This is a genomic window from Macrococcus lamae (genome assembly GCF_004359545.1).
GTDB lineage: Bacteria > Bacillota > Bacilli > Staphylococcales > Staphylococcaceae > Macrococcus > Macrococcus lamae.
This window is the reverse complement of record NZ_SCWB01000005.1, coordinates 87241-109279: the sequence shown is the minus strand read 5'-3', so window position 1 is coordinate 109279 and position 22039 is coordinate 87241. Positions and strand designations below refer to the sequence as shown.

General features: G+C 39.0%; 21 protein-coding genes. 15 read left to right on the top strand and 6 right to left on the bottom strand.

The window, feature by feature from the left end; all coding sequences use genetic code 11:
* Positions 1–30: 30 nt before the first annotated feature.
* Positions 31–519, top strand: coding sequence for a DUF805 domain-containing protein (locus ERX29_RS04300; RefSeq protein WP_133443460.1), 489 nt, complete (start codon positions 31–33; stop codon positions 517–519).
* Positions 520–702: 183 nt separating this feature from the next.
* A complete protein-coding gene (locus ERX29_RS04295) occupies positions 703–1206 on the top strand; it encodes a DUF805 domain-containing protein (RefSeq protein WP_133443459.1) in 504 nt (167 codons plus the stop codon).
* 51 nt (positions 1207–1257) lie between these two features.
* Here ERX29_RS04295 and ERX29_RS04290 read toward each other — a convergent pair whose 3' ends face one another.
* The gene (locus ERX29_RS04290; protein ID WP_133443458.1) at positions 1258–2409 is read right to left on the bottom strand and encodes a glycosyltransferase family A protein; all 1152 of its coding nucleotides are present in this window, start codon (positions 2407–2409) and stop codon (positions 1258–1260) included.
* A gap of 36 nt (positions 2410–2445) precedes the next feature.
* On the bottom strand, positions 2446–3084 hold the full coding sequence (locus ERX29_RS04285; RefSeq protein ID WP_133443457.1) for a hypothetical protein: 639 nt from the start codon (positions 3082–3084) through the stop codon (positions 2446–2448).
* 521 nt (positions 3085–3605) lie between these two features.
* Between ERX29_RS04285 and ERX29_RS04280 the strand changes: the two genes are divergently transcribed.
* From ERX29_RS04280 to ERX29_RS04260, 5 genes are all read left to right on the top strand, one after another.
* Entirely contained in the window at positions 3606–7709 is a 4104-nt protein-coding gene (locus ERX29_RS04280; RefSeq protein WP_165981064.1) for a SpaA isopeptide-forming pilin-related protein, read from the top strand.
* A gap of 62 nt (positions 7710–7771) precedes the next feature.
* Positions 7772–9265, top strand: a complete 1494-nt coding sequence (locus ERX29_RS04275) for a SpaH/EbpB family LPXTG-anchored major pilin (RefSeq protein ID WP_133443455.1) — start codon at positions 7772–7774, stop codon at positions 9263–9265.
* 64 nt (positions 9266–9329) lie between these two features.
* On the top strand, positions 9330–10202 hold the full coding sequence (locus ERX29_RS04270) for a class C sortase (protein ID WP_243719969.1): 873 nt from the start codon (positions 9330–9332) through the stop codon (positions 10200–10202).
* On the top strand, positions 10199–11026 hold the full coding sequence (locus ERX29_RS04265) for a class C sortase (protein WP_133443454.1): 828 nt from the start codon (positions 10199–10201) through the stop codon (positions 11024–11026). The genes ERX29_RS04270 and ERX29_RS04265 overlap by 4 nt, the downstream gene beginning before the upstream one ends.
* 135 nt (positions 11027–11161) lie before the next feature.
* Positions 11162–12679, top strand: a complete 1518-nt coding sequence (locus ERX29_RS04260) for a malate:quinone oxidoreductase (RefSeq protein ID WP_133443453.1) — start codon at positions 11162–11164, stop codon at positions 12677–12679.
* Between the two features lie 49 nt (positions 12680–12728).
* Here the strand turns inward: ERX29_RS04260 and ERX29_RS04255 are convergent, their stop codons facing one another.
* Positions 12729–13010, bottom strand: a complete 282-nt coding sequence (locus ERX29_RS04255; RefSeq protein WP_133443452.1) for a hypothetical protein — start codon at positions 13008–13010, stop codon at positions 12729–12731.
* A 246-nt stretch (positions 13011–13256) separates the two neighbouring features.
* Between ERX29_RS04255 and ERX29_RS04250 the strand changes: the two genes are divergently transcribed.
* Complete coding sequence (locus ERX29_RS04250) at positions 13257–14309, top strand: family 20 glycosylhydrolase (RefSeq protein WP_133443451.1); 1053 nt, start codon at positions 13257–13259, stop codon at positions 14307–14309.
* Between the two features lie 16 nt (positions 14310–14325).
* Here the strand turns inward: ERX29_RS04250 and ERX29_RS04245 are convergent, their stop codons facing one another.
* Positions 14326–14805, bottom strand: coding sequence for a DUF805 domain-containing protein (locus ERX29_RS04245; protein ID WP_133443450.1), 480 nt, complete (start codon positions 14803–14805; stop codon positions 14326–14328).
* Between the two features lie 177 nt (positions 14806–14982).
* On the opposite strand from ERX29_RS04245, the gene ERX29_RS04240 reads away from it, so the two are divergent.
* On the top strand, positions 14983–16422 hold the full coding sequence (locus tag ERX29_RS04240; protein ID WP_133443449.1) for an NAD(P)H-binding protein: 1440 nt from the start codon (positions 14983–14985) through the stop codon (positions 16420–16422).
* A gap of 82 nt (positions 16423–16504) precedes the next feature.
* Here the strand turns inward: ERX29_RS04240 and ERX29_RS04235 are convergent, their stop codons facing one another.
* Positions 16505–16954 (bottom strand): DUF4385 domain-containing protein, encoded by a 450-nt coding sequence (locus ERX29_RS04235; RefSeq protein WP_133443448.1) that lies wholly within the window; start codon positions 16952–16954, stop codon positions 16505–16507.
* A gap of 316 nt (positions 16955–17270) precedes the next feature.
* On the opposite strand from ERX29_RS04235, the gene ERX29_RS04230 reads away from it, so the two are divergent.
* On the top strand, positions 17271–17726 hold the full coding sequence (locus ERX29_RS04230) for a C40 family peptidase (RefSeq protein ID WP_279433907.1): 456 nt from the start codon (positions 17271–17273) through the stop codon (positions 17724–17726).
* Between the two features lie 345 nt (positions 17727–18071).
* Positions 18072–18701 (top strand): C40 family peptidase, encoded by a 630-nt coding sequence (locus ERX29_RS04225; RefSeq protein WP_243719968.1) that lies wholly within the window; start codon positions 18072–18074, stop codon positions 18699–18701.
* 51 nt (positions 18702–18752) lie between these two features.
* Here the strand turns inward: ERX29_RS04225 and ERX29_RS04220 are convergent, their stop codons facing one another.
* On the bottom strand, positions 18753–19436 hold the full coding sequence (locus ERX29_RS04220; RefSeq protein ID WP_207999156.1) for a type 1 glutamine amidotransferase domain-containing protein: 684 nt from the start codon (positions 19434–19436) through the stop codon (positions 18753–18755).
* Between the two features lie 121 nt (positions 19437–19557).
* On the opposite strand from ERX29_RS04220, the gene ERX29_RS04215 reads away from it, so the two are divergent.
* The 4 genes from ERX29_RS04215 to ERX29_RS04200 are packed head-to-tail and all read left to right on the top strand — an operon-like array spanning position 19558 to position 22026.
* The gene (locus ERX29_RS04215; RefSeq protein ID WP_133443446.1) at positions 19558–20010 is read left to right on the top strand and encodes a GNAT family N-acetyltransferase; all 453 of its coding nucleotides are present in this window, start codon (positions 19558–19560) and stop codon (positions 20008–20010) included.
* A gap of 10 nt (positions 20011–20020) precedes the next feature.
* Positions 20021–20527, top strand: a complete 507-nt coding sequence (locus ERX29_RS04210) for a methylated-DNA--[protein]-cysteine S-methyltransferase (protein ID WP_207999154.1) — start codon at positions 20021–20023, stop codon at positions 20525–20527.
* On the top strand, positions 20520–20852 hold the full coding sequence (locus ERX29_RS04205) for a CHY zinc finger protein (RefSeq protein ID WP_133443445.1): 333 nt from the start codon (positions 20520–20522) through the stop codon (positions 20850–20852). Before ERX29_RS04210 ends, ERX29_RS04205 begins: the two co-directional genes overlap by 8 nt.
* Before the next feature lie 31 nt (positions 20853–20883).
* On the top strand, positions 20884–22026 hold the full coding sequence (locus tag ERX29_RS04200) for a DUF418 domain-containing protein (protein ID WP_133443444.1): 1143 nt from the start codon (positions 20884–20886) through the stop codon (positions 22024–22026).
* The last annotated feature ends 13 nt before the right edge of the window (positions 22027–22039 follow it).

Genomic DNA, 22039 nt, shown 5'->3' with positions numbered 1-22039 from the left:
GGGGGTTGATCTTATTTAAGAGGTGAGTCCATGAAAGTGAAAGACAGTTTAAGTGATTTCTGGTTTCATGCATTTTCAAGTGATGGAAAAGATACGAGATTTGAGTTCTGGGTACCGGGTATTTTCTCTATCGTCGGCTATATTTTACTAATATATGGTGTGTTAGCGTTAGATGAATGGCTTTTTAACCCGGGGGATGGCATGTCAATAGGGGTGTTACTGATTCTCATTCCGCCGCTTTTTTTCATTTTTTTATCAATGAGAAACAGCGCAGTACGCAGATTCCGTGACATCGGGCTGAGTGATAAGACAATAGGATTGATCCAATTACTTTTTAATTCTATGTTCATTCCGTTTACAATCTATTATCTATTCAGTGGATTCAAAGATAATCAGATCACAAATGGGTTGATGGGAGTAGGAAGTACAGGGATAATGGCCATTATTGTTGTCTCTCTAATTATTCTCACACTGCCGACTGATTGGATGCTGAAGAGAGAAACTCATCGAACAAAATAAATTTAAAATGGTCTGAGACTTAAATGTCCAGACCGTTTTATAAATTAATTGCATCAAATCAGAGCTTCATTTGATGCAATTCGACTTTTTGCTACTAGTAAAATTACTTTTTAAGGAAACTTTAAGATTTATATCCTAAACACTATGGTACGCTTAATTTAATATAAAAAAGGAGTGATTATATTGTATAGAGAGATGTCTTTTAAAGAAGCATACTTGAACTTCTGGCGTAAGGCTTTCGTAATGAAGGGAAGAGCGAGACGGAAAGAATACTGGATTCCTGTGTTGGTCCATATATTACTATCATTTGTTCTGAATATTATTATGGGTCTGGTTGACTCTAATATGGGCAATAACCCTCAGCAGCTTGGCTCTGCTACTCAAATAATGCAGGGTATTACGGGTCTTATTCTATTGATTCCTAACTTTACTGTCGGTGCTCGTCGTTTGCAGGATATCAATATCAACGGCTGGGTGAATCTAGTGCCGGTAGGCGTTTCATTAGTGTGTCTTGCTGCGATATTATTCAGCGTTGTTAAATCTGCAATGGATCCCGGAGCTATTATCACTACGTCTCTCATTGCTTTAGCTGTCTTATTAGTGATGGCTATAGTATTTAAAGTTCTATACCTTCTTGACGGCACTCGCGGTACGAACAAGTACGGCGAAAATCCGAAAGGTAGATAGTATGAATCCCTTATGACAATTGTCGTAAGGGATTTTCTTATAAAGATTTATTTATTTAATGGAAGAAGTGGATTTAATTTCGTCTGCTGCCCCTTCTATAAACGCATATAGCTTATCAGCAGTTTCATCATGGTGACCGAGTGATTGATAGAGTATGTCAGGCAATGTGACGGAGAATGCCACATAATCTTGAATATCGCATGTCCAGTGACAATCCGGATTTAACAACTTATATAAATAGCTGCTGATAATAGAAGGTACGTCTGCCCGGCTGGTAAAACGTACTGGATATTCCTTCACAAGTTCAAGAAACTGCTGGTTAATCAGTTCGTAAGTAATGTTATTTGTATTGACATGTTGAAAATGATATTTCGTAAATTGTGCCATCACTTTATTGTAATCCTCAGGATATTCTTTCAAGTAGTTAAGTATAAATATGTTCTGAGCATTGATTTTTGTTTTGATCAGCCTTGTATTTGTTCGTGGATAGGGGTCAGTAAGCAGCTTATTCAGTTCCTGATAACTTTTCAGCCGCTGCTTAATATTAAAGTCATAACTCAGTTTCTGGCGAGATACGGATTCAGCCGTTTTGACGCGGTAGTAATAAGCATCATGGTTAATATGAAGAGTTACTTTGTGCCGCGTAAAAAAGTCGACGAAGAATACAACATCTTCACCACTTTTCATTTCCGAGACAAACCGATGCTGTTTGATAAGATCAGTCGGTATAGCTTTACACACTGTGATTGTGAGCGGTTGATGGATGCTGTATAAGTCGGTATATGATTGAAGCTTTTCCGCTAATAGACTAGATGTTTTCTTGCCTTCAATTACATCCATTATTGAATTGATGACGACAGTACGATTCTCGAGATGAGTGTACATCGACTCAAGATAGTTCGTTGAGATGTAATCATCTATATCGATGAATGTTGTATGAGAGAACGCTGCGTGGCCAATAGCAATGTTACGTGCATGACCGGCACTCGCAACAGGTGTTGTATAAATAAGATAATTAAAATGATACTTCCTTTTAGTTGAATTGAAATATGCCAGATCCTCTCTAAAATCCCCATTAAAGACAAGAAGCACTTCAAATTTCGACGGATCTAAAGACTGTCGGTTTAACGATAGAAAACATTGTTCCATATATTGACGACCGTGATGGATAGGAATGATGACTGTTAATCCTTCATTATACATAGCACACCTCTATCTCTTATTCTGCCAGTATTTCAACTAGAGCTGTCCAAGTTTAGAACCAGCCAGGTTATCATAAGACTGTTGAAGTCGTTCTAACTTCAATGACAATTCATTGATCTGATTGTTTAGTTCATGCTGCTGTTTATTATGTTTCTGCTCCAATGAAGTGATAGTAGCTGCTGCATCTTCATATAACTTCTTATGTTTTAAAAAAGAAGCGCGGTTTGCTTTTAAGTTCTTTTCAAGTTCACTGATCCTTCTCATTTCCAATGCTTCGTCTTCCTGCTTCTGCTTTGTAGAAATGATACTCCGTTCAATTAGCTTCCTATTATTATCCGCCATCTGGGGAACAGCATCAAACAAGACAAAACATGCAACGTCAGCCATAACAACATTTCCAATCAAGAACTGTTCGGCTAAATAATTATAAAGAGAATCTAATAACTGTTGGTCTCTCAGCTGAATATCATGCAGATACAACAACAGTTCAGACGTTCTAATGTGCGCGAGCAGCTGAATCAATTCATTTATCTCAAAAGTCTCATGCAAATGAATGCTGACAGAATGATAGAAATGCTCCGGGAAATCTACTGAATTCAAGTTTTCATCATAGAGATGAATTTCCACTAGGTAATCATCGGTCAGCAAGTTCTGTTGCAGAAATATTTGATTCATAGTACCACAACCTTTTTCTGTATTTTGCATTTGTACAGTTAGTCTCAAAGTTTATATTAACTTTATCTTAACATGGAAGGGGCTTCTACTAATGTTTTATAAGAAGTATGGGTATGAATTTAGATGTTAAATTTGGAAGTTAACAAATTCTTCGGAAAGTTAACAGATATTTCGTAAAACGAATGAAAGTAGCAAAGAAGTTATATCAGATAAGTAATTGATTTATTTGTAATCGTTATCATTGATGAATTTAATGATTAAATTCAAAAATAATAATATTAATAACTATTATCATTATATTTAAATAATAAATAATTTTTAACAAAATGCATTATGCACTTATTTTATAATAAAAAGTATACAATAAATATAATTAAGTATTGCCATATGTATTTTTTAAGTGTAATATTTTATAAGTTAAGTAGTGGAAGGGAGGAATAATTATTAAAAAAGTTACAATATACATCTTGCTGCTTTTGATTTTCAATATGCTCTTTACTGACAGTTTGAATCATATCTCATTGGCAGATTCTAACTCCTCCACATCGGATAATACAGATATTATATCGATAGAAGAAAAAGGAACAATTGACCAGAAAGTACAATGGCATGTAGAAATAAATAAACCAGGCACTAAATTAAGTGATAAAACAATCCGTCTAAAATTAGAAGGCGGTCATGAACTTAATGTAGCTGAGCTGAATAGCCTTCTGGTTGAGAAGAAAATAATAGTGACGCAACCAGATCCAGCGGTTAAAGACTATATTCTGTCACTGGAAGAGGTAAGCAAGCCGATCAGCTTTGATTTTTCAACAATAATCACTGATGATAATAACTCTAACTATAAGATGACATTAGCAACGACAGCAGCAGAACAGACAATTAAAGCAAGTGATACATTCTATCAGAAAACAGAAATAAGCGGAGAACTTACATATAAAGATGTTCCTTCTAAAACGACACCTCAAGATACGACTATCTATCTGATTGATAAAAATACAGACACTATTGTGAAGCAGCAAACACTGACACCTACTGACGAAACCTACTTCTTTAAAGACATTAGAAAACTGAATGATAATAACGAACTGATACAGTATGAAGTGAAGACTGAACCGTTAGGAACTTATAAGACTACGGTTACGGATTACAACATTGAACAGACCTATTTGTCCACTAAGATTGAAGGCACTGTGAAAAATGAGTCGAATAAACCACTGACCGTACAAGCAGTCAACCAAGCAACTGACGAAGTAATGGATGCGATTGAAGTGGCAGCAGATGCAGAGAGCTATACAATTGCAGATTTACCACTTAATAACGAAGAAGGCCAGAATATTGACTATGCAATCAAAGTAGAGAATATCGAAGGTTATAAAACAGACGTTACAGATAACAACATTGAGGTAACCAAGTCCGAAGACCCAACAACAGAAGAACCGACAACAGAACAACCGACGAGTGAAGGCGCAACAACAGAAGATCCAACGACAGAAAACCCATCGAGCGAAGACATCAACACAGAAGAACCAACAACAGAAAACCCGACAACTGAGGCTCCATCAACAGCAGAACCAGATCCGGTAGAACAATCTATCGTCTACACTGCACCAAAAACCAGATCATTCAGCACAATGAGCATGACCTCTGCACCATCACTTGCAGCGGCATCAACGAATTATTCAGCAAATGATTATACGTATACGAGCAATGTTTATACTGCTGGTAGCTCTTTCAAAGGTACATTATCAGGTGTAATGGCAGCTGATCAATCTAAAATTGATTGGACATTTGTATTTTCAAATTATACCGGATACAACTATGATTCATCTCTTAAAAATATAACAGCAAGTAGTAACTTGCAGTATCCGACAACTATGTCTGCTACAAATGGATCTTACTCAGCAACAGTTAATGTAACTAAAGGTACTTCAAGTGCTTACACAAGTATTTTTTACACAGATTCTACAAATACAACTGTAAAGTTCAGCACGCCTATCACTACTTTAAATCAGAGTAGTTACAGTTTTACATTAGGCACGATTTCCTCAAGCGGTACTGATTATGTAATGAACTTAACTGGAACCTTCACCTTGAAAGAAAAGTCAGCAACTCCAACTGTTAATTCAGTTTCCATTGCTGATACGACTGTAACAGGTAAAGCCGTACCTGGCGCAACAGTCAAAGTTATGAGTGGAACGACTCAAATAGGAACAGGAGTAGCTGATAGTTCAGGTAACTATTCTGTTACTATACCTAAACAATCTGCAGGAACTGTTTTAACTGTTACAGCCACTGAAAGCGGTAAACGTCAAAGTGACTCGACAACAGTTACTGTTAGTGATAAAATTCCGATTTCCATTGCTAAAGTTTACAGCGATCAGACAGCTGTTGTAGGAACAGCTGAACCATTTTCAAGAGTCACTATAACAAATAGTATGGGGACAGTACTTGGTTCTACTCAGACTTCGGCAGATGGAACTTATTATGTAGAAATGTTTAGGCCACTTGCTGCAGGAACAGTAATTACTGGTACAGCAATAAGTGTTTCTGGAACTCAGACGACAGCTACTACGACAGTTCTTGCTGCTGATACATCAGGTACACCAGGAACAGGTAAAACAATTGTTGAACCAAGTCCTACTTATAAAGGCGCTATAACAGATATGAGCTGGGATGAACGTGGTCTTTATAGAAACCGAGTTCCACAACCAGTTGAGTATAATGAATCATTTCAGTGGAAAGCGGCACAACCTACAGAAACTGCAAATGAATATGCTATTGACTTGAAAACGCAGGGACGAGCAAGTGTTTCACAAGATCCTCTTGATATTGTTTTGGTTCTTGATAACTCTGGTAGTATGAGTGATCTGGGATCAAACGGTCAATCGCGTTGGACTAATATGAAAACGAGTGTCAATTCATTTATTGATGAAGTGACAAAAGGCAATTCAACTAAAGCAGCAGCAGACAGAACAAGAATAGGTATTGTCAATTATGCTAGTGAGATTATTAGTAAACAAACATTTGCAGATAATGCTACGACTATTAAAGCAGGAATTCCTGTTAATAATCAAACAGGCTCACTAGCTGGAACATTTACTCAACTCGGCATTAGAGAAGGGGCAACAATGCTCGCCACTTCTCCAAAAAAAAATAAAATTATGATTGTTTTGACAGATGGGGCACCGACTTATAGTTACTTAGGAACATCTGCAACAGGACCAGAGGATATAAAAACCTTCGATTATTCATTGAATAATAGAAAAGGTAATGGTGCAGAATACAGATTATATGCTGGCTATACAGAACCATATATTTCTAGATCCTATACTCTGAATAGTTATTTAATTGATGATCACGGTCAACCTACTATATCTGAAGCAAAGCTAATAAAAGCTAGTAATCCGTCCTTTGAAATATTTTCAATAGGTATTGATACAAATACAGCTACTTCAACATCTGGAGTATATCCTGGTGATGTTGATAATGTTATTACGAAAATAGCTTCTAAACCTGCTAATGCTTATGTAACTAATGATAGCGCTAAGGAACTGCCGCAAGTTTTAGCAAATATATCACAAAATATTTCCAATAGTGTTGCTAGCGGCATAGTCACTGACCCTATCGGTACAATGTACGATTTGAATCTTGGTTCGAACAATACATTTGATGCATCTGACTATACACTGACTGCATCGAATCCAGAATTGTTGAACGGGGTAACTGCAACGTATGATGCAGCGACACGGACGATTAAGCTGAATGGGCTGACGCTTGGCAAGGGTGAATGGGTGAATATCAACTACAAGGTGAAGTTAAGAACGACGGATCCGAGTTTCGTGGATAATCAGTGGTATGCAATGAATGGCAAGACGACGTTGAATACGACGGCAACTGGTTCTGTTATTCATGAATATCCAGTACCGGAAGCTCGTGCGACAAGTCCTGTATATGATTTCATATTCAATAAACTTGATAACAGCAACAACCCGCTTGCCGGTGCGGTCTTTGAACTGAAGGATTCAGCAGGTAGTGTGATAAGTCAAACGTCTACTTCTTCTGGGCTTGTTAGCTTTGACAAGCTGAAGAAAGGCACTTATACATTGACTGAGACCTCTGCTCCGGCTGGTTACAGTAAAGATGCTGCAGTTTATACAGTAGTGATTGCTTCTGACGGTAAGATTACGGTTAATGGGACGGTTTATACCGGAACAAACATGTTTAAGGTCATTAATACGAAGATACTCGGTAGAATTGATGTTCTGAAACACCAGAGTGGTGATGAAAGCAAGGGGCTTGCTGGAGCTGCTTTCGTGCTGAAGGATTCGACGGGTAAGGTGATTGCAACTCAGACTACGCCTGCCAGTGGTATCATCTCATTCACGAACTTGAATCTCGGTAACTACACACTGACAGAAACAAAAGCACCATCCGGTTATCGTTTGAACCAGACACCGATTAATGTGACGGTCAAAGATGGGACAACAGTAACGATTAAAGTCCCGAACGCCAGCAATACAGCGATACTGCCTAACACTGGCGGTATGGGTACAATTCTTTTCACAGTCATCGGTATTGTACTAATTGCACTTGCATTATGGTTTAAACGCAGAAGGAATTAACGTCTTAATGACGATTAATATAGTTTTAAAAAATAGAACACCAAATAAAAGGAGGACATTCAATGTCTAATTTAGTCAAACGCTTTTCGTTCATCTTCATCCTAGCTTTACTTGTTAACTTGCTTGCACCGTTAACAAACGCATTCGCAGCAGGTCCTGCTACAAACCTAACAATCCATAAAGTAACTGGTTCAACAGAAACAACTGCAACATACGATCAATTAGTTAATGGTACAGCACCAGAAGGTTCTCAACCGATCTCTAATATTTCATTCACTTACTGGAATGTTACTAAAGATCAATTAGAAACAATGAAAGCTGCACCTGGCAGCTACGATACATTAGCTGAAGTAGAAGCATTAGTCGGTTCAAAAACAGGGACTACAGCTAAAACAGCAGCAGATGGTACGACAACAGTTCCAAGTTTAGCAGAAGGTTTCTACTGGTTCATTGAAGATGAAACAACTGCTGTTAAAACAGCAAATGCTGTTCCTTTCGGTCTTGAATTACCTCTTACAAATGAAGCGGGTACTGGTTTTATCACGGATTTACATGTTTTCCCTAAAAACACATTGCAAGATCTTCCAACTATTGATAAAGATGTAAAAACAGATGGTACAAAATCGGCTTCATTCAATGTCGGCGATGAGTTCAACTGGATCATCCAGCCTTCAGTACCAAAAGGTATTGATGAGTACGCTAAATTCACTGTTTCAGATACAATTGCTTCACAATTAACATTTGCAGGAACTGATAAAGTTACTGTAGAAGTAAATGGCACAGCGCTTACTGCTGGTACAGACTATACCGTTACTTATGTAGATGGTAAAGTAGTTGTAGATTTTACTGATGCAGGTCGTAAAGCATTAGCTGCAGCTGGAGATGCTGCAAAACTTAACATCTTCATTCCAACAGTTATCAATGATACAGCAGTAATGGGATTACCAATCACAAATAATGCAACAATCAACTTTGACAATGGTCACGGCGTAACAACTGAGCCAGGTGGAACAAATCCTCCTGTAGATGTTCCTGAAGTTCCTACAACGGATGTTCCTAAAGTATACACAGGCGGAAAAAAATTCGTTAAAACTGATGGTTCTGGTGAAAACTTACAAGGTGCAGTATTTGTTATTAAAAATGCTGAAGGTAAATATTTAGTCCAAGGGTCAGATTTAAAAGTAACATGGGTTGATTCTAAAGATGATGCAACTAAATTTACTTCAGCAGCAGATGGTTCATTTGAAGTAAAAGGTTTATCATATGGTGCAGATGGTTCTGACAACGCTGGTTCAACAGATTACCAGATTGAAGAGGTCACAGCTCCTGCTGGTTATTCATTACCAACAAACCCTGTAACATCTTTCACTGTAAACTCTACTTCTTACTATGCTGATCCAACAGCAGCTACATTGACTGATGCAGCTCCACAAGAAGTTATCAACAAAAAAACTACACTTCCTATGACAGGTGGTATGGGTACAATCATCTTCACTGTCATCGGTCTTGCATTAATGGTTGCAGCATTAGTGTTCTTTAGAAGAAGACAAGCTTAATTGTTATATAATGAATGAGGTGGACTTTGGTCTGCCTTATTTTTTATAGGAAGGGAGAGCGATTTTGAGCTCTGACAACAAACAGAAACAATCCAAGAAAAATCGTTGGCTATCTAATTTAATATTTGCTGTTATTTTCATTGTTGGTCTCGGTATTCTTCTCTACCCAATGATCAGCGCTGTTTACTATGATTATGAATCCAGTTCTGAAGTGAACGATTTCAATAAGGAAGTCGAACTGCTTTCTGATAAAGAGATTGACGCTCGAATTAATAAGGCTCGCGCTTACAATGAATCATTGAACGGCAATGAAGTGCTGCACGATGCTTACAGTAGTGATGAGGAGGCGGCAGGCAAGAAAGAGTACGCGAAGATGCTTGAAGTTCATGAGAAGATGGGTCACGTTGAGATTCCGAGAATTCATCAGGATCTTCCACTGTTTGCAGGAACGACTGAGCGTGTGCTGCAGCAGGGGCTTGGTCATCTTGAAAATACGTCACTGCCTGTTGGCGGGGAATCGACACATTCAATTATTACAGGGCATCGTGGTCTACCGGATAAGAAGCTTTTTACCGACCTTGACAAGATGAAAAAGGGCGATATGATCTACGTTCATAACATTAAAGGGGTTCTTGCTTACAAAGTCCACCGGATTAAAGTAATTAAACCAAATAATTTCAGTCCGCTCCGAATTGTTAAAGGGAAGGATCAATTGACACTGTTAACATGTACACCGTATATGGTTAACTCTCACCGTTTAATTGTGACGGCTCACCGTGTACCTTATACGCCTGAAGTGGCGAAACAGCACGCGGCGGTGAAGGAGCCGTGGTGGTATAAGTTCCTGAATGTGTATAAGAATTACTTGATCGGTATCGCTGTCGCAATCATTTTATATTTGCTGTATCGCGCATGGCGTAAGCGGAAGAAGCGATGAGAAGAGGACTAGCTGTCATCTTGTTTCTAGTAGGTCTGGTGATTTTTAGTTACCCATTGATTGCTAAAGTATATTACAACTACAATATGTCGAACCAGTCTGATGCTATGGACGAACAGTTCCAGGTGGAATCGAAAGACCAGAAGATCAAATACAGTCAGTTTCGTGATTATAACCGTCAGATTGCAGAAGGTCAGTCAATCGAGTCTCCGGCAGTTAAAGTAAAGAAAAATGATACGAGCGATGAGCAGATGATGGCAGATGATGTCATAGCGACGGTGAAGATACCCGCTTTAAAGCTGCATTATCCTGTCTATGATCAGGCGACTCCAGAAAACCTGGACCGCGGTGTGTCAAGGGTGGCAGGAACAAGTTTTCCAGTCGGTGGTCGCTCGACTAACAGCGTGCTTGCTGCACATAGTTATTCGCCTTATCACGAGTGGTTCACACATATTGATCGGTTGAAAAATGGTGACAAAATCATCGTCAACAACTTCAAGGAAACACTTTACTACAAAGTATTTGACCGAATCATTGTAATGCCCGACCAGGTAGAGGCGATGGCCGTTAGAAAAGGGAAGGATATTTTGACACTGCTCACGTGTACACCGTCCGGCAAAGAGCGACTGCTCATTTACGCTGAACGAACTACAAAAGATGGGGCGACGATGAAACCTGAAGTCACTAAGGCTGAGCCGGTGAAAGAACTATCTTTAGTCGACCGATTGAAAGTATTGTCTGAATCATGGTTCGTGATTCTGTTCGCTGTCACACTTACTGCCATGTTTATCAATATGCTGATTCATTCTAAATATAAAAATTAATCTGTAACCGTATTCAATTTTAATCATAAAGTTGAGTGTTCCCCTATTGTATTTCCTGTAAAAGGTCTATAATGATAGATATGAGTTAAAGCGCTATCACAGCGTGTGATATTTATTTCGGGAGGCAACAAGGTTATGAGCAATTACGTTAACAGCAGTTCTACTAAAACAGATGTCATCTTAATAGGTGGCGGAATCATGAGTGCAACGCTCGGCGTATTATTAAAAGAGTTAAAGCCTGAACTTAATATAAAGATGTTTGAACAGTTGGATGCACCAGCTCTTGAAAGCTCCAATGCATGGAACAATGCAGGAACAGGGCACTCAGCATTATGTGAACTTAACTATACGACTGAAGGCGCTGACGGCAATATCGATATCAGTAAAGCTTTGAACATTAATGAACAGTTCCAGTTATCCAAACAGTTCTGGGCACATTTAGTGAAAGAAGGGAAACTGAGAAACCCTGAAAACTTTATTAAAACAGTGCCGCATATGAGTTTTGTGCAAGGCGAGGAGAATATCGACTTCTTAAAACGCCGTCTTGCTGCGTTGCAGGACAATCCCCTGTTCCGCGGTATGGAGATTTCTGAAGACCATGAAACATTGAAGGAATGGGTGCCAGTCATGATGGAGGGTCGTGATCTTGAAGATCAGATTGCTATCACTAAGATGGATTCTGGTACAGACATCAATTTCGGTCAGTTGACACATGATCTCTTCAATCTGCTCGCTGAACAAAACGTTGAACTGAACTACAAGCATACAGTAAAAGACTTGAAACGGGACGGCCGCGGCTGGAAAGTGAAAGTTCATAATGACAGAACGAATAAGACTGAAGAACACTCTGCGCGTTTCGTCTTCATCGGCGCAGGTGGCTACAGTCTGCCGTTACTGCAGAAGACAAATATCCCTGAATCCAAGCATGTCGGCGGATTCCCTGTCAGCGGCTTATTCTTAGTATGTAACAATGAAGAAATTATTAATCAACATGAAGCCAAAGTATACGGCAAAGCGAAAGTAGGAGCGCCACCGATGTCTGTACCGCATCTGGATACACGTTATATTGACGGTAAACGGTCATTACTATTCGGCCCGTATGCCGGTTTCTCTCCTAAATTCCTGAAAGAAGGGTCTTACTTCGATCTGATCGGTTCTGTCAAACCGAACAACGTATTGACGATGCTGTCTGCCGGTGCTAAAGAGATGAGGCTGACACAGTATTTGATCAGCCAGGTCATCCAGTCACATGATGATCGTATGGAAGAATTACGTGAATTCGTTCCAAATGCTAAAGCAGAAGACTGGGAAATCGTTGTAGCCGGTCAGCGTGTTCAGGTCATTAAAGATACAGAGGAAGGCAAAGGAACGCTTCAGTTCGGTACAGAAGTCATCAGTTCTGAAGACGGAAGTGTTGCAGCACTACTTGGTGCGTCGCCAGGTGCTTCTACTGCTGTTCATGTCATGTTGAATGTACTTAATAACTGTTTCAAAGATTATATGCCTGAATGGGAAGAAAAAATTAAAGAGATGGTTCCTTCATATGGTCAGAAATTAGGCGACAATGAAGAACTGTTTAAAAAAGTAAATGATGATGTCTCAAAGACACTGCATTTAGTGAAGAAAAGCGAAGAAGTAAGTCACGAAGTATAGCAAAAAAAGACTGAGGTGTTTCTCAGTCTTTTTTTGTTGAACTTTTAAGTTAGTGGTATGCACCATCTGCTTCTGCCTGATCATCTATTTCAGAGCCATACTCTTTTACATGTATTAAAACATTTTTATTCTCAGTATCAACTGTAACTTCTGTCATATGACCGATAGAATGAAACACTAGTTTCTCATCTTTCACTGAAATATACGCAGTGACTTGGCTGAATGAATCCATCAACACGAAAGATGCTTCATTATACACCAGCTGTCCTTCAGATTCTCCTGTTACTTTTGCCTCAAAACGCCATGCACCAATTTTAAATGTCTGATTCATTGTATCCCTCCTTTAATGATAATTAAACTATAATATATGCTATTACACTTAACAAACAATAACTTTTTTGACTATTAGTAAAGATTTGCTATGTTTTTTCAACGAAAGATGTACAGGGTAGTTTTTAAAAATTTAAAATTACACAAAAAAATATAGTGAAAAACCATGTAAAATGTAGTAAATTTATCTAGTGATTGGCGACGGTCAATCATAAATTTAGCACATATAAAAATAGAGGAGCTGCTAATGTTAAGTAAAGTTTTATTATCGTTTCTGCTTATGTCCACAGGCACCTATCCAATAATGGATAAATCTGGTGTAGCACCCGGCGCTGACAAAGGCGTCAATATTGACATTGCCCGTAAGTATCACTCGCTCACCACGTTAAAAGCCGTAGTTGATGAATTGAAGAGAGGAAACGGCACGTATTTACAGCTGCACTTTTCCGATAACAAGAACTATGGCATTGCATCCCCGTATTTAAAACAAACCAGCACTAAAACCAATTCCAAGTATTTAACCTCCAAAGAATTAAAAGAACTCATTAAGTACAGCAATGACCGCTCAATTTTAGTCATTCCTGATATCGACATGCCCGCTCATTCAAAAGCATGGCTATCCAAAGTAAAACCAAGGCTTAAAAAAAATGAACGTATCGCTGCAGATTTTGATTCATCAGTTGTCAATTATTTTGATAATCAAGCGGCAGTCACACATTCCAAAGCGCTGCTCTCTGAAGTGATGAAGCAGTTTGAACAGCCTAAGTATAGAGGCAGTCAGAGAATTGTCATCGGAGGAGATGAAGTTCCAGGTGCCTTTTCTTATCAGTCTTATTTAATCAGATATATCAACACTTTGGCAGACTATACAATGTACAAAGGTTACAAACCGCAGATCTGGAATGACAGTATTACGAGCACCGGACTCAGCAAGCTTCATCGTTCGTTATCCATTCTATACTGGGCACAGAACGGTGGACGTTCAAATGGATCGAATGTGTCTGTTGAGGAATTTACGAATAAAGGTTTTAATGTCTATAACTACAATTCCATGTCTTTATATTTCATACCGTCTTCGACCTATAGTTCCCGAACGATTAAAGGGCAGTCCATTTACATCAAGTCTTTCTATAAACCCAATCGGTTTCATCAGAAAGGGAATTATTACTATTCTGTCACTGCACCGCGCATTTCAGGCTCTGCTCTATCATTCTGGGGAGAACATTCTGCCGGCTTAACACAAAAACAGCTGCTGGCTCAGGAATTACCGTTGATCAAAAGTTACTTGCAAGTAAGATAAAATTGAAATGAATCAACTATTTTTTCGGGTTGAATTCATCGATGATTTCTCTTGGGTCATGACCATAACGGTTAGGCCCTTCTGTCCCGTCAAACGTCAGCGCAGCGAAAAACAGCAGTGCACCGACAAAATAACAGAATGATACTGCATCTTCTGCTGAAGTATCTAGTTCCATGTATTCGGTCACATTGTAAATTGTAGTGATGATATACGTGGGTAATGCGAGCCACCCTGTAAGATTCAAATCCTGTAATCGACGGAATGTCACAGAGAAAAAAGGAATGGCAAGTACAATGTCAGTCATTATTTGAACTCTTGTCAGCCATTTATCTGAGTTGTCAGTAATCAGCATTATTACGATAAACAAAAGTATCGTCAGAACAAAGTGTATGATAAAAGGAACCCAGAACTCTTTTCGTCGGGCGCGTTCGTCTAGCACGAAGGCCTGTGTCCAAAATCTTTTGTAAGCTTCTAGTGCTGTCATCTTGATGTCCATAAATGACCTTCTTTCTGTTTCATTAAATCGATCTTATCACAGACTTTCCGTTCGGCGAGAAATTATAGGAAGGTTTAAGAAAATTTAAGAAAAAGGCTGCTATAGTCAGTAAATTGAATACTGTCTTTTAACGTGGGTATATATAATATATTCATTGATTTATAGGAGACGATTATTATGGCTAAAGTATTATTGACAGGAGCTTCAGGTTATATCGGAGGTCACTTACTGAAAGAACTGAAAAAAGATCACGACATCGTTGCAGCCTCACGCAGCACTAAAAATAAAGAGAACGAAGACAATGTCGAATGGAAAAAAGTGGACTTGTTCTCACTAAAAGATGTGGAAGAAGCGATGGAAGGGATAGATACCGCTATTTATCTTGTGCACTCGATGATGCCATCAGCCAAACTGACACAAGCTTCCTTCGTTGACATGGATGCTATACTGGCGGACAACTTCGGTCGTGCTGCTAAAACAAAAGGGGTAAAACATATTATCTTCATGAGCGGGATTATGCCGCCGGATGAGGACGAAGAGAATCTGTCAGATCATTTATGGAGCCGCAGGGAATGTGAGAAGATTCTCGGCTCATATGGTGTACCTGTTTCGATATTAAGAGCGGGACTGATCATCGGTCCGAAAGGTTCGTCATTCCCGATTCTTAAAAAGCTGACTGAGCGACTGCCTGCACTTGTACTGCCTAAATGGGCTTACAGTAAAACAGCACCAGTCGCACTAGAAGACGTAGTAGCAGGGTTATCTCAACTTGTTGACCGCGATAGCCAGAAGAATGAAGTCATCGACATCAGTCATGAAGTGACCACTTATAAGGACATGTTCAGACAGACGGCGGAAGTCATGGACAAGAAACTGCCGATGGTTGATCTACCATTTATTCCGGTTGCATTATCAAAATTCTGGGTCAGATTAGTAGCAGGAGAACCGAAAGAGCTTGTCTATCCGTTACTTGACAGTCTTGTTCACGATATGGTGCCAAGCAAAGCGCATTATGTCGAAGGTATTTCTAATGCACCGACTCCGATAAAAGAAAGCATTAGAAAATCACTGGAAGAAGAGAAAGACAGCAAGGAAGATAAGAAGAAATCGAAATCAATTGGTGAGGAACTGAAGAAGAGTGATGTGAAATCTGTACAGCGTATAATGATTCCATCAAGCTGGACAATCGATCAGACAGCTAATTACTATGCGAACTGGTTATCCCGTATCGGTTACTCCTTCATTAATACTTCAATTGAAAATGAAAAATTAATGATTAGCCTGCCGATTTTTAAGGACCCTATTCTTATTCTTGAAAAATCTAAAGAACGTTCCGATGAAAACCGGGTGCTATTCTATATTAGAGGAGGCAAGTTTGCCAAATCTGTTGAAGGTGGACGTGCTAGACTAGAATTCAGACGCGTTCTTGATAAGAATGAATGTCTTATCGCCATTCATGAATATGAACCGACATTACCATGGTTTATCTACAAATTAACACAGGCGAGAATCCATATTATAGTGATGACATTGTTCGGTTTCGAGACGAAACTGCTTGCTAAAACATTGGATTCAAAGTACTTAGTTGACCGCACAGAAAAGCTCGCTGACCGGTAATCATTAATGCGAGTCTTCAATAACAAACGCCCTGACTACTTGTAAAAAGTGTCCAGGGCGTTTTTATGTGTCGTTTTAAGTGTTATTTCTTATATTTTGCATTGTGGTCTTTTTTCATCTGCTGGTATATTTCATCTGCGCGAATGCGATCCCAGTATTTTTTAAAGATCAGCGCAGACTGACGTTTAATATCATCATCTTCATTAGGTAGAACCTTTTTATCGTCATCATACTTTCTGCCGGATTTATGGTGAGCATAGCGCATAGAACGTGTATATCCCATCTGAATGAATTTTCGTGCCATATCCATACCGACAAAGTCTTCTTCTTTTTTATAGTTTTCATATAACTCATAAATTTGAGCGCTCGATTCTTTAGCGATTTCCGGCGTCTTAAACCGCCAGTGCGGCAATATTTCACCTTTATAAGGTTCTACCAGCAGCACGCCCTGCTCACCACGACCGACTTCGTAAAGCTCTGGATGTTTCCGGAAATCTATGGTTTTAAAATCCTGGTCATAATTAAAACCCATACTATCCCTCCGACTTATTTAATGTGAAATAATATGATGACATACTGTAATACTCATTTTGTAATATTTCTAATCACTGTACGCTGTTATTCTATATTAACTGGTAGTCCGTCCTTACAGTACAAACGATTTCACTTAATAGTGACATTAGTCAATAGGTGAATTCATTTTGTAATATAAACACGAATTGTATATCACTTATGTAACAAATAAATGACAATGGATTATTTTGTATTTTGTCGTGCTATGCTTATCTCAACTTAAAAAAGAGACAAGCTAAGAAAGCCAATCAACCAAAATTCGGAGGAATATAAAATTGAAAAAGACAGTATTAGCTTTAACTACAGCAGCTTTATTAACGACAGGAATTGCTGTTCCCACACATGACGCAGACGCAGCTACTAAAAAGAAATCAGTTAAATATAAAAAATCATCAAGAAATGTCGCATCCGTTGCGAGAAGCATCGCAGCAAATCGTGTCTATCGATATGGTGCAAACAACAGCTACGCGGTAGACTGTTCATCATTTGCACAACAAGTAATGCGTGCTGTTGGTAAAAATGTCCCTAGAACGACTTATGCTCAAATGAGAGCAGGTAAACCTGTTTACAGCCCTAAAGCTGGAGACTTAGTATTCTTCAATGGTGGATCACACGTTGGTGTATACATTGGTAATGGTCAGATGGTAGATGCCTTAAACCCGTATGAAGGTGTTAGACAGCGTTCAATCTATTATATTCACGGTTCAATTACTGGTTTTTACAGATACTAAATTATTCAATCCTTTCGCGATGGAGCGAAGGGATTTTTTTATATTAATATACTAATTTTTTTGATTACAGTATGAAGACAAGTGCTGTAATATTTTTGTCTATTATTGGTAAGATTCTGGAAAAATGTAGAATGTCGATGCTGCTAGTACGGCTTAGACAGGCGAATAGTGAAATTTTTTCTTTATTACATGAGCAGAAATAATATTTGCAATGAGATAACAATACTATAACATCGTCCTTTTCACCGATATGCTGTGTTATGATTCATCTTGTCTTAGAAAAACAGCTGACACCTTATCAATTAATTACAAATGATTCATATAAATATTGGAGGAATTTTATCAATGAAAAAAACGATGATTACATTAACGACACTCGCAAGCTTATCAGCACTTGGAACAAATCATGCAGATGCGGCAGCTCACGGGAACGGCAATGCTGTTTCAACTTCAGCGGTAACAACTTCTTATGCTTATACTACTACTGCGCCAACAGCGTCATATACTGCGACTGCACCAGCATTATCTAATACTGTAACTAATAATACTGCTTCTAACCAGTTCGCTTCATCTCCTGCAGTGAGAACGATGGATCAAACAGTTGTAGCGAAGAAAGCAGTAGCAACAGCAAGCGTCTACAACAATATTGCGGCACTTGCAAATAGCATGGCTGCATCACGTACTTACGTTTATGGTGGGAACACAGCGACTCAAGTTGATTGTTCATCATTTGCTCAGCAAGTATTAGCAGCACTTGGAAAATCAGTGCCACGTACAACATACGCTCAAATGGCAGCAGGTACACCCGTCTCTGCACCACAACCTGGAGACTTAGTATTCTTTAACGGCGGATCACACGTTGGTGTATACATCGGTGGCGGTCAGATGGTCGATGCTTTAAATCCTGCTGAAGGTGTTGGACAACGTCCAGTATCCTATGTCAGCGGATCAATTACAGGTTACTATAGATACTAAATATGTAGCAATCCGGTTAAACACTAATAACTAGTGTTTAATCGGATTTTTTTATTGCTGAAGAGCAGCTGCTAATTTTTCGCCGACTTTCTTTGCAGAAGGAGGGTTTTGACCAGTAATCACCCGTCCTGCTATACGTACATGTGATTTCATCGGCAGTTTAGCTTTGTATTTACCTCCTGAAGCAGTCATTGCATCTTCAGTTAAATAAGGCATATACTTTTTAGTGCCGTTTAAACGCTCTTCCATTGTACTGAAACCGGTCACTTTTTTACCTTCGATGATGCGTTTACCTGTATGACGGTCAATTAAGTTGACTAGACCTACAACGCCATGGCAGACGCCAGTAACATATCCTCCGTCAGCATAAATAGTTTCAGCGATTTGTTTTAACTGCTGATTATTCTTAAAGTCCCACATTGCGCCGTGACCACCTGCGAAATAAACAGCTGCATAATCATGCGGATTAACTTCTTCAGGCGATAACGTAGCGGCTAATGCGCGGTGCTTGAATAAATCATTGCTGTACCATTTCCAGTCTGTTGCATTAGCTGCTTTTAAGCTGGCTGGATCAATCGGCACATACCCACCTTTTGGACTGACATAGTCAATTTCATAACCTGCCTTTGCTATTTCTTCAACGAAGTGAGTGACTTCACCAAGCCAGACGCCTGTAGCGCGGTCTGTTGTATCATATTTTTCTACGTTAGTTGAGACTACTAATACTTTCCCCATAATCACTTCTCCTCAAAAACCAGTTAATATCTATTTACCCGAAATTGAATGAATTATGCTTAAAATTCAAGTAAGTCGAACATGAATATAGTAGAATAAAGAAAAGCGAGAGGTGTATGTGATGTGGAAATTTAAAGAATTCAATAGATTGACAACGTTCGAGCTGTTTAAAATTTATAAATTACGTGTGGATACGTTTGTCGTTGAACAGCAGTGTGCCTATCCAGAAATCGATGACAAAGACCTTCAGGCCATTCACATCTTTGACTGGGAAGACGATAACGTGCTTAGTTATGCGAGATTGATTATTGATGACCAGCAGCTGCATATCGGCAGAGTGATTGTTGCACAAAGTGCACGCGGCAACGGAGCAGGCAGAATACTGATGGAGAAAGTACTGAGCTATATTAAGACACATCACGCCCATACACCGATGCATCTGCAAGGTCAGGCACATCTTCATGATTTCTATGCTTCGTATGGATTTAAAGCAGTATCTGATGTTTATCTTGAAGATATAATCCCGCATATAGATATGGAACGTCCGGCATTTAAAGTATCAAATCAATTTTAAGGGTGAGTATATGATTTATTTAAGTGAATGGAACGATGATGCCAATCGTTATTATATGGCTTCAACAGACAAAGGCGTCTGTTATTTCGGTAACGCAGAAAAACAGTTAGTAGAAGAATGGCTGATCAAACAAGTAGATGAGAACATCGTTTCAGGACAAGAAGCTGATGCTCATAACAGCCGCTATTTAGCTGACATAAAAAAATATTTCAAAGGTGAGATTACATCATTTGACTGGACTTATGATTTACGAGGGACATCGTTTCAACGTCAAGTATGGGAACAGCTGCTTGCTGTTCCTTATGGTGAAACTATGACTTACGGTGAGATTGCTGAAAGAATTAATCGTAAATCAGCAGTTCGGGCAGTAGGAGGAGCTATCGGTCGCAATCCTGTGATGATCGCGATTCCGTGTCATCGCATTATGGGTAAGAACGGCAGATTAACCGGTTTCTCTGGAGGACTGCCTATTAAACGTCAGCTGCTTGAGATAGAAGGAATTGCCTATTATGATTAAAGTCTATGGTCGTACAGTTGATGATGAAACAAGATGTATCCATTATCATAAAGACGAAGATATTATTGCGATTAAATTTAAATGCTGCAATAAATATTATCCATGCTACCAGTGTCATTCCGAAGCTGAATCACATGTGACTGTAACCTGGCCAGAAAGTGAATGGGACACTAAAGCAATCTTATGTGGTCACTGTAAAGAAGAACTGACAATCAACGAATATTTAGTGTCAACGCATTGTCCGCATTGTCATGCATTGTTTAATCCGCGGTGCAGTAAACATTACCATCTTTATTTCAATAGGGAAGAAGGACATGAGCAATGATTAATAGAGGTCATATAGTTCTGGTGTCACTATGACAAAAGATCGTATATATAGTTTAGACGTCCTTCGAGGGTTCAGTTTATTCGGAATTATTCTGATGAATATTATAGGTTTCTCTCACGATACGTTTCATATGAATCCATATGTCATGTTCCAGCATGGATGGAACCGAATACTGCATAATTTCGAAATTCTATTCGTGCAAAATTCATTTTATCCGATCTTTGCTTTTTTATTTGGCTATGGTCTCGCGATGATGCATGACAGTGCAAGAAGAAGAGCGAGAAGATTTCTACCCATTGTCTATAGAAGATTGATTGCTATGGTGATATTCGGTGTGATTCATGGCATGCTGATTTTTTCTGGAGACATCCTTCAGTCATATGCCATCGTGACACTTATCGGCGCAATATTTCTGTATTTGGACCGTTCGTTCAGTCTGATTGCTGCTATCGTTCTCTGGCTGCTCTATGCAGCGCTTTACTGGGTGCCGACGCTGTCATTTGCGCTGCAGCGGCCGGACCTTGACTATATGAAGAGCAATCCAAATGCTGCTGAATATATGATGAATGTATTGAACAGTCATGATTTAAGTCAGATCATCGGTTTGACTACTGATAACTTCCTCACTTATTTCTTTATTTCGGACATTAATTCATTTTTATTTCGTGCGACTTCGCTGCTGCCGCTCATATTAATCGGCATGTTTGCGAAAAGGGTGAATTTATTTGAGCGTATCGTCCGTTACAAGAAGTTATCCATACTGATTGCTGCCGTAGCTTTTATAATAGGTCTTGCTATTAAAAGCCTGCCTATTATTTATTACGGACGCTACAGTCTTGATACGGTGGCAATTTACAGTGGCGGAATCATTCTTTCAGCGGCCTATATCATCGCAATCGTTCTGTTGAGTGAAAACGAGTTTTTCAGAAAATGGACGGCACCGATCAGTAAAGTAGGCAAAATAAGCTTCACTACTTATATCTCACAAAGTATACTGATGTTCATCATTATATACGGTTTCCAGTTATTCGGCAGAATGAACCTCATTGAAACATATTCAATTGCTCTGTTGATTTATATATTGAATATCCTGTTTGCTGTACTGTATTTGAAGAAGTTTAAACAGGGACCTTTGGAATACATCTGGCGGAAAATCACATATCTGGAATAAAAACGGTCCATCC